This window comes from Stappia indica (assembly GCF_020177335.1).
Classification (GTDB): Bacteria; Pseudomonadota; Alphaproteobacteria; order Rhizobiales; family Stappiaceae; genus Stappia; species Stappia indica_B.
This window is the reverse complement of record NZ_JAIVMG010000001.1, coordinates 421,277-437,067: the sequence shown is the minus strand read 5'-3', so window position 1 is coordinate 437,067 and position 15,791 is coordinate 421,277. Positions and strand designations below refer to the sequence as shown.

Annotated in this window: 12 protein-coding genes; 8 read left to right on the top strand and 4 right to left on the bottom strand. The window is 65.8% G+C overall.

Translation table 11 applies throughout. The features are described from left to right. The first annotated feature begins 136 nt into the window (after window positions 1–136). The 6 genes from LC062_RS01900 (at window position 137) to LC062_RS01875 (ending at window position 8,316) form a co-directional block, all read left to right on the top strand. Window positions 137–1,297, top strand: coding sequence for a TAXI family TRAP transporter solute-binding subunit (locus tag LC062_RS01900; RefSeq protein WP_224909326.1), 1,161 nt, complete (start codon window positions 137–139; stop codon window positions 1,295–1,297). Next, window positions 1,294–3,312, top strand: a complete 2,019-nt coding sequence (locus tag LC062_RS01895; RefSeq protein WP_224909325.1) for a TRAP transporter permease — start codon at window positions 1,294–1,296, stop codon at window positions 3,310–3,312. The genes LC062_RS01900 and LC062_RS01895 overlap by 4 nt, the downstream gene beginning before the upstream one ends. Next, complete coding sequence (locus tag LC062_RS01890) at window positions 3,305–4,225, top strand: 3-hydroxyacyl-CoA dehydrogenase NAD-binding domain-containing protein (protein WP_224909324.1); 921 nt, start codon at window positions 3,305–3,307, stop codon at window positions 4,223–4,225. The genes LC062_RS01895 and LC062_RS01890 overlap by 8 nt, the downstream gene beginning before the upstream one ends. 103 nt (window positions 4,226–4,328) lie before the next feature. After that, on the top strand, window positions 4,329–5,153 hold the full coding sequence (locus tag LC062_RS01885) for an enoyl-CoA hydratase-related protein (protein ID WP_224909323.1): 825 nt from the start codon (window positions 4,329–4,331) through the stop codon (window positions 5,151–5,153). Further along, complete coding sequence (pcaF, locus tag LC062_RS01880; RefSeq protein WP_224909322.1) at window positions 5,150–6,352, top strand: 3-oxoadipyl-CoA thiolase; 1,203 nt, start codon at window positions 5,150–5,152, stop codon at window positions 6,350–6,352. Before LC062_RS01885 ends, pcaF begins: the two co-directional genes overlap by 4 nt. Next, on the top strand, window positions 6,352–8,316 hold the full coding sequence (locus LC062_RS01875) for a 3-hydroxyacyl-CoA dehydrogenase NAD-binding domain-containing protein (RefSeq protein ID WP_224909321.1): 1,965 nt from the start codon (window positions 6,352–6,354) through the stop codon (window positions 8,314–8,316). The genes pcaF and LC062_RS01875 overlap by 1 nt, the downstream gene beginning before the upstream one ends. Before the next feature lie 69 nt (window positions 8,317–8,385). On the opposite strand, the gene LC062_RS01870 is transcribed toward LC062_RS01875, so the two are convergent. From LC062_RS01870 to LC062_RS01855, 4 genes are all read right to left on the bottom strand, one after another. Further along, window positions 8,386–9,426, bottom strand: coding sequence for a response regulator (locus LC062_RS01870; protein WP_224909320.1), 1,041 nt, complete (start codon window positions 9,424–9,426; stop codon window positions 8,386–8,388). Next, the gene (locus tag LC062_RS01865; protein WP_224909319.1) at window positions 9,423–11,252 is read right to left on the bottom strand and encodes a sensor histidine kinase; all 1,830 of its coding nucleotides are present in this window, start codon (window positions 11,250–11,252) and stop codon (window positions 9,423–9,425) included. The genes LC062_RS01870 and LC062_RS01865 overlap by 4 nt, the downstream gene beginning before the upstream one ends. Beyond that, window positions 11,249–11,707 carry a molybdopterin-dependent oxidoreductase gene (locus tag LC062_RS01860; RefSeq protein WP_224909318.1) on the bottom strand — a complete coding sequence of 153 codons (459 nt, stop codon included), beginning with the start codon at window positions 11,705–11,707 and terminating at the stop codon, window positions 11,249–11,251. Before LC062_RS01860 ends, LC062_RS01865 begins: the two co-directional genes overlap by 4 nt. Before the next feature lie 304 nt (window positions 11,708–12,011). Next, complete coding sequence (locus tag LC062_RS01855) at window positions 12,012–13,052, bottom strand: AraC family transcriptional regulator (protein WP_224909317.1); 1,041 nt, start codon at window positions 13,050–13,052, stop codon at window positions 12,012–12,014. A gap of 115 nt (window positions 13,053–13,167) precedes the next feature. On the opposite strand from LC062_RS01855, the gene LC062_RS01850 reads away from it, so the two are divergent. After that, entirely contained in the window at window positions 13,168–14,934 is a 1,767-nt protein-coding gene (locus LC062_RS01850; RefSeq protein ID WP_224909316.1) for an acyl-CoA dehydrogenase, read from the top strand. Window positions 14,935–14,979: 45 nt separating this feature from the next. Next, the gene (dmdD, locus tag LC062_RS01845; protein WP_224909315.1) at window positions 14,980–15,786 is read left to right on the top strand and encodes a methylthioacryloyl-CoA hydratase; all 807 of its coding nucleotides are present in this window, start codon (window positions 14,980–14,982) and stop codon (window positions 15,784–15,786) included. The last annotated feature ends 5 nt before the right edge of the window (window positions 15,787–15,791 follow it).

Here is a 15,791-nt window from a genome sequence, read left to right as displayed (position 1 = left end):
CACAACCTCAACTGTTCCGCAATATGGAACGGTGTGCCATTTTGTGCTTTCCCAAGTTGCGATTTTGTGCAAGCTGCCTATAGGAGGGGCGAATCCACCCTTCGACGGGTAATTTGTCAGCCGAGAGGAGAAAGACTTGAAGCGCTACTCGAAAACCGCATTCGCTGCGGCCGCTCTTGCCGCGACCATCCTGGGAACGGCATCGCTTTCCGCGCAGGAACTGCCGAAGACCATCGCCTGGTCGTCCTACGGCGTTGGCGGCGCCAGCTACAATCAGGCCGTTGCCATCGGCAAGGCGATGAAGGAAGAGCTGGGTGTGAACCTGCGCATCCTGCCGGGCAAGAACGACATTGCCCGCACGATTCCGGCCCGTGCCGGCAAGGTGCATGCGATTGCCGGCGGTGTTGCCAGCTACTTCGCCCAGGAAGGCGTGTTCGACTTCTCCGGTTCCGACTGGGGGCCGCAGCCGATCCGCATCGTCATGACCTCGATCGGCGACACCAATCTCGGGCTCGGCGTGGCCAATGACATTGGCGTCAAGACCCTGGCCGACCTGAAGGGCAAGCGCGTTGCCCGCATCAAGGCAGCGGCGGCGCTGAACTACAACACCGAGGCTCTGCTGGCCTCCGCCGGCCTGACCTGGGACGACGTTGAAGTGGTCGAGTTCTCCGGCTTCGGCGATTCCTGGGACGGCATCATCTCCGACAAGGTGGACGCTGCCTTCGCCCTGATGGCGACCGGCCGGGCCTACCAGCTCGAAGCTTCGCCGCGTGGCCTGATCTGGCCGGAAGTTCCGGAGAGCGACACCAAGGCCTGGGCCGCGCTCAAGGCCAAGGCGCCGTATTTCGTCTACAGCGTCGGCACCGAAGGCGCGGGCGTCAGCCCGGAGAAGCCGCATCACGGCGCGCTCTACCCGATGCCGCAGCTGATGGTCTACGCCAACCAGGACAACGATCTGGTCTATGCCATGACCAAGGCGATGGTCGACCTCTACCCGAGCTACAAGGACGGTGCCCCGGGTGCCTCCGGTTGGGCTCTGGAGCGGCAGAACTTCAAGTGGGCCGTTCCCTACCATGATGGCGCCATCCGCCTGTTCAAGGAAAAGGGCCTGTGGACCGACGAGATGCAGGCCCACAACGACGGGCTGATCAAGCGTCAGGACGTTCTGGCCACAGCCTGGACCGACTTCAAGGCAAGCGCTGGCGCGGATCTCTCCGTCGAGGCGTTCGAAAAGGCCTGGCTCGAAGCCCGTGCGGCTGCCCTGACCGAAGCCGGCATGGAGCCTGTCTTTAAATGACAACGACGGGGGTCGATGCGCCCTCGACCGAGGAACGGAACGAGACGGTAGCGGAGACTCTCCGCTACCGGACTCTGACCGGAACTTGGCGCGTCGTTCTGGTCCTCGCCACGATCGCTGCGGTGGGGGTTGTTATCAATCAGTTGTTCAATCTCCAGTTTCTGGTTGGGCACACGCTGGTTGGCTCGTCGTTCCTCTATCTGCTTGCGCTCTTCATCCTGCCTTTCATCTTTATCGTCGCCCCGGCGAGCGCCTCCGCGCCGCGTGACAGGGTGCCGCTTTACGATGTGGTGCTGGCGCTGGTGGCGGCTGGTATTCTGCTGTTCTTCAATCTCAACAGCGAAACCATCGTCATGGCCGGCTGGGAGTATGTGGCTCCCGTCTCAGCCCAGATCGTCGCCGCGCTGTTCTGGCTGCTTCTCGTTGAGGCCAGCCGCCGCGCCGGTGGCACGGCGCTCGGCATCATCGTCGCGATCTTCTCTCTGTATCCGCTCGTCGCGGATCAGGTTCCCGGACCCATTCAAGGGTTCCCGCAGGAGCCGGAGACCGCGGCCAGCTTCTACGCCTTTTCCAGCGAAAGCGCCTTCGGCATTCCGATGCAGGCCTTTGGCGGACTGGTCGTCGGTTTCATCATCTTCGGCGCGGCCTTGCAGGCGACCGGCGCCGGCAAGGTGTTCATGGATCTGTCCTTCGCGATCCTCGGCACCGTACGCGGTGGCGCGGCCAAGGTCTCGATCTTTTCCAGCGGCCTTCTCGGGTCGATGAGCGGCAGTGTCATCACCAACGTGCTGACCACCGGCGCCATGTCGATCCCGGCGATGCGCAAGACCGGCTTCGACAAGGAGCACGCCGCCGCCGTGGAGGCCTGCGCCTCGACCGGTGCGGTCCTGATGCCGCCGGTCATGGGTGCGACCGCCTTCATCATGGCCTCGTTCCTGCAAATTCCCTATTCCGACGTGGTGATCGCCGCGATCATTCCCTCGGTGCTCTACTATCTGGCGCTGTTCCTCCAGATCGACGCCTATTCGGCCCGTCGCAAGCTGAAGGGCATTCCGCGCGCGGATCTGCCCCGGGTGCGCGATGCCCTGAAGGAAGGCTGGCACCATATCTTCGCCTTCGCGCTGTTGATGTGGATGCTCCTGTTCCTGAAGCAGGAGGCCGCCGCGCCGTTCTACGCCACCGTCGTTCTGCTGGTGGTCAACCAGATCTTCGGCAAGCGGCTGAACTGGTCCGCCGCCACCAACCTGGTCTACGACATCGGCCGGACGCTGGTGGAGCTGACCGCGATCCTGACCGGTATCGGCCTGATCATCGGCGCGTTGGTCGTGACCGGCCTGGCCGGAACCTTGGCGACCGATCTGATCGTGCTGGCCGGCGGCAGTGCCGTGCTGATGCTCTTGATGGGCGCGGTGACCAGCTTCCTCCTCGGCATGGGCATGACGGTGACCGCCGCCTATGTGTTCCTCGCGATCATTCTGGCGCCGGGGCTTGTCTCCGCCGGTCTCGATCCGTTGGCGGTGCATCTGTTCATCCTCTACTGGGGCATGCTGTCCTTCATCACGCCGCCGGTTGCGCTTGGCTCGTTCACGGCGGCCAGCATCGCCGGTGCCAGCCCGATGCGGACCGGCCTGACCTCCATGCGGCTCGGCAGCATCATCTACTTCGTGCCGTTCTTCTTCGTGCTCAATCCGGCGCTGATCCTGAAGGGAACACCGCTGGAGATCGCGTACATTCTGGGAACGGCCGTCGTCGGTGTCTTCTTCATCTCCGCCGGCACCCAGCGCTATCTGGTCGGCTTCGGTTCCCTGGGCCGTGGTGTCGCCGGGCTGGTGGCGCAGATCCTGATGCTCGTGTCCGGCCTGTGCCTGCTCTATCCGGGCGGCGTTGGCGGGGTGTCGACGCAGCTTGTCCTGGTCGTTGCCGTGGTTGCCGCGGCCGTCGCCATCGCGCTCGCCTGGGCTTTCCCCGAGCGGGCCGGGTCGGAGCAGGCGGCGGAAGGGGCGCGCAATGCGTGACCCTCAGATGATCGAAACCGTGGCCGTGATCGGCCTCGGGACGATCGGCACCGGCTGGGTCGCCCGGTTCGCCGCCGCCGGACTGGCGGTGCGGGCCTTTGACCCGGACGCCGCGCAGCGCGAGGCCTTGCCGGAGACGATCCGGCAGGTCTTGCGCGATGGCGGGCATGGGGAAGCTGCCGAGACGTTGCGGCTGAGCCTGCATGACACGCTCGAAGAGGCGGTCGCCGGCGCGGATTTCATTCAGGAAAACGTGCCGGAGCGGCAGGCGATCAAGGCCGATGTGCTTGGCCGTCTGGACAAGGCCGCCCCCGCCGACGTGATCATTTCCACCAGCACCTCCGGGCTGATGCTCGGTCAGTTCCAGGAGGCGCTTGCCGCGCCTGAGCGGACCGTGGTCGGTCACCCCTTCCACCCGGTCTACCTGATGCCGCTGGTCGAGGTGGTGCCGGGACCGCGCACCGCGCCCGAGGCGGCGGAGGCCGCCGCCCGCTTTTATGAGCGGGTCGGGCATGTGGCGGTGACCTTGCAGAAGGAAGCGCCCGGCCATCTGGTCAACCGCCTTCAGGCGGCCCTCTGGCGGGAGGCGGTTGCCTGCGTTGAAGATGGCATCGCCTCGGTCGAACAGGTCGATAAGGCGGTGGTCAACTGCCTTGGCCCGCGCTGGTCGGTGGTGGGGCCGCACATGGCCTTCCACCTCGGCGGTGGCAAGGGCGGCCTGCGCCATTTCGTGGAGCAGCTCGGCCCCGGCATCCAGAAGCGCTGGAACGATTTCCGCACGCCGGACCTCGCCGCGATGACCGACACGCTGGTGCGCGGCGTCGAGGAAGAGGCCGGGGGCAGGGATCTCGACACCCTGCAGCGGGAACGGGATCGCAAGCTGAGCGCCTTGCTCGCCCATCTCGCCGGCTGAGCTCTTTCGTCGGCGCGGCCCGCATGCGGCTGCGCCGGCCCCGTACCTTTTCGCATTGCCGTAAAACGCCGGATCCTGCCTCCGGCAGAAGGACTGCACACCCATGACTGACCAGACGGAGCCATCGGTCGTTTACGACGTGGGCGATGGCTATGCCAAGCTGACGCTGAACCGCCCCGAGACGCTGAACGCCTTCACCCCGGACATGCATGCCGGGTTGATGGAGGGATTGGCGCGGGCCGAGGCGGATCCCGCTTGTCGCGCGGTGCTGATCACCGGATCGGGCCGGGGCTTTTGCGCCGGCCAGGACCTGCGCGACCGCGATCCGCGCAAGATGGACGGCCCGCCCGACCTCTCCGAGTCCGTCGGGCGTTACTACAACACCCTGGTGCGACGCATTCGCGAGTTCGACAAGCCGGTGATCTGCGCGGTCAATGGCGTGGCGGCCGGCGCCGGGATCGGCATCGCGCTCGCCTGCGACATCACTCTGGCCAGTGAGGAAGCGCCGCTGGCCATCGGCTTTTCCCGCATTGGTCTGGTGCCGGATGCCGGCACGAGCTGGACGTTGACCCGCCGCCTGGGCGAGGCGCGGGCCATGGGCCTCGCACTCACCGGCGGCCGGCTGAGCGGGCGCGAGGCCGCCGATTGGGGCCTGATCTGGCGCGCCGTCCCGAACGAGGATCTGGCCGCTGAAGCCGAAATCCTGACCGCGCAACTGGCGCGCGGGCCGGCGCAGGCGCTGCGCCTGACCCGAAACGCGATCCGCGCCGCCGCCGATCAGCCGCTCGACGACCAGCTTGAGCTGGAGCGCGGCTATCAGGCCCAGGCGGGCCGGAACCCGGATTACGCCGAAGGCGTTCTCGCCTTCCTGGAAAAACGCAAGCCTTGCTTTGCCGGGGCGCATGACGAAGCGGAGCACGAAAAATGACGGATGCCTTTCTCTGCGAAGGTTTGAGAACCCCGATCGGCCGGTACGGCGGCGCGCTGTCCTCGGTGCGACCCGACGATCTTCTCGCGGGCGTTCTGCGTGCGTTGATGGAAAAGGCGCCGGGGCTCGCGCCGGATGCCATCGATGATGTCATCATGGGCTGCGCCAACCAGGCCGGCGAGGACAACCGCAACGTGGCGCGCATGTCCGCGCTGCTGGCCGGCTTGCCGGAAAGCGTTTCGGGCACCACCATGAACCGTCTGTGCGGCTCCGGGCTCGACGCGGTGGCGACAGCCGCCCGCGCCATCAAGGCCGGTGAAGCGGAACTGATGATCGCCGGCGGTGTGGAAAGCATGAGCCGCGCGCCCTTCGTCATGCCCAAGGCCACCAGCGCCTTCAGCCGCGCCGCCGAGGTGCATGACACCACCATCGGCTGGCGTTTCGTCAACAAGCTGATGAAGGAGCGATACGGCGTCGATTCCATGCCCGAGACCGCCGAAAACGTGGCCGAGGATTTCGGCATCTCCCGCGAGGATCAGGACGCCTTTGCCCTGCGCTCGCAGCAGCGGGCCGTGGCCGCGCGCAGCGCCGGCCGCTTTGCGCAGGAAATCACGCCGGTGTCCGTGCCGCAGCGCAAGGGCGATCCGGTGATCGTCGAGCATGACGAACATCCCCGCGAAACCAGCCTTGAGAAACTGGCTGCCCTGCGGGCGCCCTTCCGCGCCGGCGGATCGGTGACGGCGGGGAACGCCTCCGGTGTCAACGATGGCGCGGCTGCGCTGATCATTGCCTCCGCCGAGGCGGTGAAGAAATACGGACTCACGCCGCGTGCCCGCATTCTCGGCGCGGCCAGCGCTGGCGTTGCCCCGCGCATCATGGGCTTCGGTCCGGCTCCGGCCACCGAGCGGCTTTTGGCACGCACCGGCTACAAGATCGCCGACATCGACCTGATCGAGCTGAACGAGGCCTTTGCCGCACAGGCCCTGGCGGTGACCCGTCATCTCGGCCTTGCCGACGACGCGGAGCATGTGAACCCCAATGGCGGCGCCATCGCCCTTGGTCATCCGCTCGGCATGTCGGGCGCGCGGCTGGCGCTGACGGCCTCGCAGGAACTGCAATATTGCGACGCGCGGCTCGCCCTTTGCACCATGTGCATCGGCGTCGGCCAGGGCATCGCCCTTCTGATGGAGCGCGTGTGATGAAGCTGAGCGATCCCGTCACCATTTCCCAAAAGGGCGATCTGGCGATCGTCACCATCGACAATCCGCCGGTCAACGCCACCTCGCAAGCCGTCCGCGCCGGGCTGCTTGAGGCGGTGGAGCGTATCGAGGCGATGCCGGAGGTTGCCGCCGTCGTCCTCGCCTGCGCCGGGCGGACCTTCGTTGCCGGCGCCGACATCACCGAACTGGGCAAGCCGCCGCGCGAGCCGCATCTGCCCGACGTGATTGCCGCCATTGAGGCCAGTCGGGTGCCGTGGGTCGCCGCGATCAAGGGCGCGGCCTTTGGCGGCGGTCTGGAAATCGCCCTTGGCTGCCATGGGCGCGTTGCCGCACCGGGCGCCAAGCTCGGCCTGCCCGAGGTCACGCTGGGGATCGTCCCGGGTGCCGGCGGAACGGTGCGTCTGCCGCGCCTGATTGCCGTTGCCGATGCGCTGGACATGATCACCACCGGCAAGCCGGTCAGCGCCGAAAAGGCTCTGAAGACCGGACTGGTCGATGCGGTGGCCGAGGACGACCTGCTTGACGCGGCCAGCGCCCGTGCCCGTGCGCTCGCAGCCGAGGGGCGTCCGGTGCCGCTGCTCGATCGGGATCCGGTCGCGCCTCTGGCCGATGTGGACTGGGACGCTGCCGAGGCTCTCCTGCGCAAGAAGGCGCGCGGGCAGGCCTCGCCGCTGGAGGCGCTGGCGGCGCTGCGCGATTCCGCGACATTGCCGGCGCGCGAGGCTCTGACGAAGGAGCGCGCCCGTTTCCTCCGTCTGTCGGGCAGCGAAGAGGCGGCCGCGCTGCGGCATGTCTTCTTCTCCGAGCGCCGTGCCGGTGCCAGCCTGAAGGCGGCCGAGGCCGCGCCGGCCGATCTTGGCCATGTGGGCGTCATCGGTGGCGGCACCATGGGGGCGGGCATTGCCGCCGCCCTTTTGCTGTCGGGATCGCTCGTCAGTCTGATCGAGCGGGATGAGGCAAGTTGTGCCGCAGCGGCAGGGCGCATCACCGGGATTCTGGAAGGAAGCCACAAGCGCGGCCTGCTGGACGATGCCGGTCTGGCCGACGCCACCGCGCGGCTGGAAACGGGCAGCGACTATGCCGCTCTTACGCCGTGCGAACTGGTGATCGAGGCGGTGTTTGAGGACATGGACGTCAAGACCGAGGTCTTCGCTCGTCTCGATGCGATCATGGCGCCGGACGCGATCCTTGCCAGCAACACGTCCTATCTTGACGTCAATGCCCTGGCGGCGCGCACGGCGCGTCCGGCACGGGTGATCGGGCTGCATTTCTTCTCGCCGGCACACGTGATGAAGCTTCTGGAGGTGGTGCGCACCGATGGGGTGTCGGACCGGGCGCTGGCGACAGCGGGTGCGCTGGCCAAGCGTCTGCGCAAGACGCCGGTGGTCGCCGGGGTCTGCGATGGCTTCATCGGCAACCGCATCATGAGCGCCTATCGCCGCGAATGCGACTTCATGCTGGAAGAGGGCGCGCTGCCCTGGCAGATCGACGCGGCCATGCGCGGCTTCGGCTTCGCCATGGGCATCTACGCGGTGCAGGACATGGCCGGGCTCGATGTCGCCTGGGCCATGCGCAAGCGCCGCGCGGCGACCCGTCCGGCGGACGAGCGCTATTCGCGGATTGCCGATCGCCTGTGCGAGATGGGCCGCTTCGGGCGCAAGACCGGCGCCGGCTGGTACAACTATGAGGATAGCAAGCCGGTGCCCGATCCGCTGGTCGAGGGGATCATCCTTGAGGAAAGCGAGCGTCTCGGCATTGCCCGGCGCGAGTTCAGCGAGGCCGATATCGTCGCGCGCATCATGTCGCTGATGCAGGCGGAGGCCCAGGCCGTGCTTGATGAGGGCATTGCCGAGAGCGCCAGCGACATCGATGTGACGATGATCCTCGGCTACGGCTTCCCCCGGCACAAGGGCGGGCCAATGTTCCTGGCCGGGCGGGTCTGATCCTCGTCCCGTGTCTTTAAGAAACGTCGGTTGGCGGTGGCAGGTCCATCGCCAACCGGCCGCTTTCGATCAGAGCAGCAGCTCGGCGCGCCCTGTGGAGATGGGGCACGACAGGATCAGGGCAATCAGATCCGCCTGACGGTTGGTGCCGGTTTTTTCAAACAGATTTTTCAGATGAAATGACACCGTGGTCGGGGCGATGGCCAGCTCCGCCGCGATCTCCGAGGTCCGCATGCCTTTTGCCAGGGCAAGGGCAACTTCCGTTTCCGTTGGCGTCAGTTTGAACAGTTCCGACAGGATCGCGTGGGGAATGCCCAGCGGCTGGTCCGGATCGATGATGAACAGCGCCGTGACCGGGGCGCCTTGGGCACTCGCCACCTTGCTGGCAACCAGGAGGTAGTCGTGCTTGCCCGAGGGGCGGGGCAGCGACAGCGAGGCGGTCGAGGGGGCGGGGGCAGCAGCCTTCTGAAGGTCGCCAAGCATCTCTCCAACCTTGCGATCATCCAGCCCGTCCTCCGCCTGGATCCGGCGGTCGATGCGTATCCCGTCCTTCTGTTCGGCGATATGCCGGGCGGCGCGGTTGGCAAAGATGACCTCGCAGCGCTCGCCGATCAGGACCGTTCCAAACCCCAGCAAATCGAAGGCTTGCACGAAGGCGCTGTGGAGGCCATCGGCTCCCTTCGCCGTGCGGTTCTCGCGCATGCGCTCCACCTCGCGCAGCCGCGCCTCGATGGTCGCCAGCATCAGGTCGAAATCAATCGGCTTGACGAGATAGTCGTCCGCGCCGGCCTTCTTGCCTTCGACAATCTCACCCCGATCCGCCAATGCGGTCAGGAAGACGAAGGGCGTATCGGCCAGTTCCGGCCGGCCGCCGCGCACCGCGCGCAGGACATCGTAACCGGTGAGGCCGGGCATGCTGATGTCGCACAGGATCAGGTCCGGCGTTGCCTCATCGAGCGCGGCCAGGGCGGAGACCCCATCCAGCGTCGAAATGGTGCGGTATCCGGCCTCCTCCAGTTCTTCCTCAAGATCGTTGAGAAGCTCCGCCTCGTCCTCCACACACAGAATGAGCGGGGCATCTGTGGGCTCTTGGTCCTTTCGCTCGGTCATGGGACTGGAAGGCCTCTCCTGGTGTGAACGGGGGTGATATAAAGGGAAGGTGTCGTGGGGCCGGCGCCGATGCGCGGCAGGAGAAAGCGGAATTCGACTTTCCCATCATGCCCTTGGTCCGAAAGCTCAATGTCGCCATTTTGCATGCGCGCCAGGGCGCGCGCCATGTAGAGACCGATCCCGGTGCCGGGAAGGCCCATGGTATTGCTGCCACGGTAGTATCTGTCGAACAGTTTTGCGCGGTCGTCGTCGGTCAGCGGCTTCGTGGTTTCATTGCGCACCGAGCAGGTGACCAGATCGCCTTCCAGGGTAATCCTCACGGAAATGGGCGAACCGTCCGGTGAGTATTTCACGGCATTGGAGATGAGGTTCGACAGAACATGTTCCGCGTGGGTCGGGTCGAACTGCACGGGCGCAGGCCCTGTCGCCTCCAGCTGGATCCTGCAGCCCGGTGAGGTTTCCCGCTGGCGTTCGCAGATGGTCGCCGCCAGGTCCGCAATGTCGCATCGCTCGCAGGTCACCTCGACCTGACCGGCATCCAGGCGTGCGGTGTCCAGGGTCGTTGCGACCAGCGAGGTCAGGCGCCGGATGGCATCGCGGGCCTTTGTCGCCCGCTCGGTTATCTCAAGGGACGAGACCCGGTCGGCCCGTCGCACCAGGCGTTGCAAGGCGGAATCGATGATGGCGAGCGGTGTCCGGAACTCATGCGAGACCATGGCCGCGAAATTGCGGTAAAGATCCGCGGCCGAACGCTGCTGCTGTAGCGCCTCGTTCAGCTCCTGGGTCCGGTCCGCGACCAGTTCCTCAAGCCGCTCATTGTGCCGTGCAATCGCCTCTTGCGCCGCGTGCTTGTCGGTGACGTCCCGCACAAGGCCGATGATGCCGATGGTCTGATCCCGGTCGCGCAGGGGGAACAGGCGCAGGTCCACATAGTGGGGCAACTCCTCGCCCGAACGGAAGAACGGAAGGAACGGAAGGTCGAACGGGGCTCCGGCCAGCGCCTGGCGCAGGCCCTCCCGGACCCGCTCGGTGGCGAAGAATCCGGAAATGTCTTCCAGCAATGCGCCCCGCGCCTGGTTCGGGGAAACATCGAACAGCGCGTGCATGGCATCGTTCCAGACGGTGCATCGTCCGTCCGCGTCGGCGGCGAGGACGCCATCGCCGCTGGAGGCGACGAGCAGTTCCGAGAAGCGGCGCTCCCTTTGCAACAGGCTGGTGCGGTGCCGCGATTGCCTGAGGGTGAAGATCAGATAGGCCGACAGAACCGCGCCTGCCGCCATCAGACCGAAGAGAAGCCAGATGATCTGCCAGAGCTTCTTGCGATGCGTGTCGAGGCGGTTGCCCAACTGGTTCCATTCGGAAATCATCGCCGCATTGCCGGCGCGCCCGAGAACCGGATTGAAGGGGTGCAGCGCGTCCCGGATTTCTTGAATGTTGGCGGGGGTCGGATCCGCGATCATCGGGGCCAGGGAGCGGGCCGCCGCCGTCAACCGGTCCAGCTCGTCGGCAAACCCCAGTGCCTCCACCTGCCGCCGCTGCGGCCCCTCGTTCAGGAGGGCGATCCGGCTGAGGAGCACATTGTAGCGTCTTTCGATCTCCGCCGGAGAGACCGCGCCGGTGTCTGCTTTCAGCAGGACATTCTCCAATTGAAGAGCGGACGCATGCGCCTGATACATCGTCCACAGCATGTTCTGCGTGGCCTTGATGCGCATGTCCTGCTCGATCTCGGCAAGACGGGACAGGGAGTAGAGCAGGAGAGCGGCAAAGACGGCGATCAGGGCAAGCGGCAGGAAGAGGCCGAGGAGGGTCCTTGGCTGGCGGCTCATTTGATATCCAGGCGGTAGAGCTGCCAGACCCAGCGATAATCGTAGCGAATGTCCTGCAGCTCCTCATGATCGTCACGGGGATAGACGATCCAGAGCGGGCCCTTGCCGCTTTTCTCAAGGCGCTTGCCGTTCCGCGTGGTGGCGACGATCACATCGAAACGCGCAAAATCGCTGACGGGAATCTCGACCGAATAGTCATTGAGCGCCGTCGCCGCGACCACCGAGCCGCGGGCGCCGAGAAGTGCCAGCAGGTCGCGCATGAGAAAGCCCTCGAAGACCTGCGTGCCGTCGGTGACGACCGTCGAGGTCTCCAGGGTGTGGGATGGCAGGGCGGCCAGCATTGCCTCGTCGAAACGCGCGATCCCGGTGCCGCCATTTCCGTTCGCGATGTTTCCCTCCACTTCAAGGATCACCGCGCCGGTGGGGGCGGCCAGGGACGCGCCTGCCGAGGGCATGCCTGGCGCTTCCGCTGCGACCGGTTGTGCGAACATGAGCAAGAGGCAGAAGGCATATCGTCTCATTGAAGGCATCGTCTCCTGTTCCAGCCCGCAAGCCGCTGGCCGTATGATCGGCGTTTGCACCGCCACGATACGGGATCGGCGGCTTCGATCCGCCCTCCGTCCGAAGGGGGCGGGGTATCCTCTTGCCGGATCATGAAGATCGCCGCCCGCCTGTTCAATTGCAAAAGCGCCACCTGACAACCGACGCGCCTTCGCCTTCGTTCAGCCGGTTCTCGCCTGAGGCTCTTCTCACGATGGATCAGCCTGACGCCGAGGAGCGGGATCTGGCGCGGCGGAACATGCCGGGGCTCTCGCCGGTCCAGCGACGGAATGCCTTGTGAAAATTGGCGGAAGAGGAAAACCCGAGATCCTCGGCAACCTGCTCGACGCTCTTTTCCGCGTTCAGAAGTTCGCGCATGGCAATGTCGCGGCGCAGGCCGTCCTTGATCGCCTGAAAGGACGTGTTCTCGCGGTCGAGACGCCGTATCAGGGTTCGCGGTGTCATGCCGAACAACGCGGCGGCATCGGCCAGCCGGCAATCCTCCCAGTCCGACCGATACAGAAATTCGCGCACGCGCAGCGCCTGCGCATGTTCGCGGTAGCGCGTGAAGATCCAGTCTCGCGGCGCCCGGGTCACGAATTCGACCAGCTCGGATTTACTGCGCGCCAGGGGAGGACCAAGGGCGGCGCGGTCGAAGGAAATCTCCGAGTGCGGGGCGTTGAAGTCGACCCGCGCGGGAAAGATCACGGCGTAGTCCTCCGCGAAATCGGGCCGGGCAAAGACAAAGCGAATGGTGCGCACCGGAACCTCGTACCCGGCGAGCCAGGACATCAGCCCATGTGCGAGCTTCAGGATCAGCAGGTGTCCGAAGCGCTGTACCGGCTGATCGCCCATCGGCACCAGCGAGAGGGCGATCCGCTCCGCGTCCTGTGTCAACTCGAAGCGGAAATCGTCAAGCAGGAGATTCCAGAAGGTCGAGAACCGGAAAAGGGCCGAGGGCAGGGTATCGGCTTCCCGCACAGTGGTGAGAAGGTGCTGCAGCGCGCGCGCCCGGATCGGACGGCTCCACAGTCCCATCATCTCGTCCCCGCTCTCGACGGCGGCGATCTGATAGAGCAGGACGATCTGGTCCAGCGTCACCCGGGCATCGGAGTGAGCGGATATTTCCTCCAGACCCGAGCGTTGCAGCAGCGCGCGCATCTGCGCCCTGGAACAGCAGCGGCGCAACGCCTCCAGCCAGTCCTCGATCAGGTGGCGGGAGACGGTTGTGGGGCTGACGGGGTCCGTGATGGCAGTCATGGCAATCGGGGCGCGGTCTTTGTCATTTTTGGAAATGAAAATGTCATTCGATGACGTTGAGACGGCATTTTAGGCAGAATAGGTGTCACATAACAACAGAGCAGGGAGTGAGCAGATGACCTTCCAGGCGCCGATAGATGACATCATGTTCAACATCCTGCACGTGTCGCAGTGGCCCGAGGTCGGCTCCCTGCCGCGCTATGACGGCATTGACGATGGCGACATCAGGACGGCGCTTGACGCCTTCGGCCGGTTCTGCAGCGGCGTGGTCGCTCCACTGGCCCAGGCGGGAGACGTGACCGGGGCACGTCTCAGCGAGGGGCGGGTTGTCATGCCCGACGGATACGCCGAGGCCTACGAAAAGTTCGTGGAAACCGGCTGGCAGAGCCTTTCCCATCCGGTCCAGTTCGGCGGCATGGGGATGCCCCGCGCGGCCGGTGCGGCGGCGACGGAAATCGTCAACGCCGCCGATATGAGCTTCGGCCTCTGTCCGCTGCTGACGGATGGATCCATTGACGCGCTGTCGGTCAACGGCTCGCCGGAGCAACAGGCGCTCTATCTTGAAAAGCTGATTTCCGGGCGCTGGACCGGAACCATGAACCTGACCGAGCCGCAGGCGGGAAGCGATCTGGCGCGCATCCGTACCACCGCCACCCGTCGGGAGGACGGCACCTACGCGGTGTCCGGGAGCAAGATCTTCATCACCTACGGCGAGCATGATCTGAGCGAGAACATCGTTCACCTGGTGCTGGCCCGCACCCCCGGCGCACCGGTGGGCGCGCGCGGATTGAGCCTGTTCGTGGTGCCGAAATTTCTGCCGGAACCCGATGGGTCTCCCGGCGCGCGCAATGCGGTCGCTTGCGGCAGTCTCGAACACAAGCTCGGCGTTCGCGCCAGCCCGACGGCGGTTCTGAACTACGAGGGAGCGACCGGGTTCCTTATCGGTGAGGAAAATCGCGGGCTGGAATACATGTTCGTGATGATGACCTCCGCCCGGTTCGCTGTGGGGATACAGGGCGTTGCCATCGCCGAGCGCGCCACCCAGCAGGCGTTCGCCTATGCCCGTGAGCGGGTGCAGGGCCGTCCGGTCGACGGCAGCTCTGCCGACAGCGTGCCGATCATCCAGCACCCGGAAACGCGCCGCACCCTCATGCGGATGCGCGCCACGGTGGAGGGTTGCCGGGCGCTGGCCATCGCCACCGCCGGTTGGCTCGATCTGGCCGAAAACGGCGAGAAGACCAGCCGCAACGACGCCCGGGCGATGGCGGAGTTTCTGGTGCCGCTGGTCAAGGGATACTGCACCGAGAGCGCGGTCGATGTCGCCTCTATGGGGGTGCAGGTGCATGGCGGCATGGGGTTCATCGAGGAAACCGGGGTGGCGAGGCTCTACCGCGACGCGCGCATCCTGCCGATCTACGAGGGCACCACGGCGATCCAGGCGAACGATCTGTTGGGGCGCAAGGTCCAGCGCGACGGTGGCGCCGCCGCACGGCGCTTCGCCGGCATGGTCCTCGACACCGCCCGTGCTCTTGCCATGGGAGACGCACAGGCCCAATCGGTGGCTGCCCAGCTGGACCTGGCTCGCGCGCAGTTCGAAGCGAGCCTCAATCACCTGCTTGCCACGCTCGGGGGGGATGTCAACGCGGCCTATGCGGGCAGCGTTCCCTTCCTGATGCTGACCGGCAACCTCGCCGCCGGGTGGCAGCTGGGCCGCGCCATGCTGGCGGCCAAGGCCGCGCTGGCGCGCGACGAGGCGACCGAGTTCATGACGAACAAATGCGCCACCGCGTCCTTCTATGCCCACAACATCCTCGTGCAATGCGCGGCCGACCGCGCCCGCATCACCGAAGGCGCACCCAGCCTGCGGGACGCCACCCTTTAGACCGAAACTGAATGGGCGCGCCGCGCCCGCCTCAAGGAGTTTCCTATGTCCCTGGATGCCCGTTTCGACGGCTATACCAACCTTTCGATCGAACTGCGCGACAACGGCGTTGCCATCGTGTCCCTGAACCGCGCGGCCAAGCGCAACGCCCTCGACATGGCGACCATTGACGAACTGGTGAGCTTCTTCGGTTCGGCCCATCGTGACGGCGTGCGCGCCGTGGTCTTGCGGGGGGAGGGCGACCACTTCTGCGCCGGCCTCGATCTCATCGAACACTGGAAGGCCGACCGGACCCCGGACGAATTCATGCATGTCTGCCTGCGCTGGCATGAGGCGTTCAACAAGATGGAATACGGCGGCGTGCCGGTGATCGCCGCGCTCAAGGGCGCGGTGGTCGGCGGCGGGCTGGAGCTGGCCTCCGCCGCACATATTCGGGTGATGGACCAGACCACCTATTTCGCTCTTCCCGAAGGGCAGCGCGGCATCTTTACCGGCGGCGGCGCCACGATCCGGGTCAGCGATCTGGTCGGCAAGGCCCGGATGATCGACATGATCCTGACCGGGCGCGTCTATCAGGGGCAGGAGGCTGTCGATCTGGGGCTCGCGCAGTATATCACCGAGGGATCGAGCTTCGACATGGCGCTGGAGCTGGCGGACAAGGTGGCGGCGAATCTGCCGCTGACCAATTTCGCGATCTGCTCGGCGGTCAGCCATATGCAAAACATGTCGGCCATGGACGCGGCTTACGCGGAATCGGTGGTGGCCGGCATGGTCAACACCCAGCCGGCCGCACGCGAGCGGCTTGAGGCCTTCGCCAACAAGACCGGCGCCAGGATCCGTCCCAACAGTTGATCTGA

Coding starts and splice junctions, on each gene's coding strand:
- LC062_RS01885 (WP_224909323.1), top strand. CDS start 4,329: ATGACTGACCAGACGGAGCCATCGGTCGTTTACGACGTGGGCGATGGC.
- LC062_RS01890 (WP_224909324.1), top strand. CDS start 3,305: ATGCGTGACCCTCAGATGATCGAAACCGTGGCCGTGATCGGCCTCGGG.
- LC062_RS01870 (WP_224909320.1), bottom strand. CDS start 9,426: ATGACCGAGCGAAAGGACCAAGAGCCCACAGATGCCCCGCTCATTCTG.
- LC062_RS01860 (WP_224909318.1), bottom strand. CDS start 11,707: ATGCCCTCGGCAGGCGCGTCCCTGGCCGCCCCCACCGGCGCGGTGATC.
- LC062_RS01855 (WP_224909317.1), bottom strand. CDS start 13,052: ATGACTGCCATCACGGACCCCGTCAGCCCCACAACCGTCTCCCGCCAC.
- dmdD (WP_224909315.1), top strand. CDS start 14,980: ATGTCCCTGGATGCCCGTTTCGACGGCTATACCAACCTTTCGATCGAA.
- pcaF (WP_224909322.1), top strand. CDS start 5,150: ATGACGGATGCCTTTCTCTGCGAAGGTTTGAGAACCCCGATCGGCCGG.
- LC062_RS01895 (WP_224909325.1), top strand. CDS start 1,294: ATGACAACGACGGGGGTCGATGCGCCCTCGACCGAGGAACGGAACGAG.
- LC062_RS01875 (WP_224909321.1), top strand. CDS start 6,352: ATGAAGCTGAGCGATCCCGTCACCATTTCCCAAAAGGGCGATCTGGCG.
- LC062_RS01865 (WP_224909319.1), bottom strand. CDS start 11,252: ATGAGCCGCCAGCCAAGGACCCTCCTCGGCCTCTTCCTGCCGCTTGCC.
- LC062_RS01850 (WP_224909316.1), top strand. CDS start 13,168: ATGACCTTCCAGGCGCCGATAGATGACATCATGTTCAACATCCTGCAC.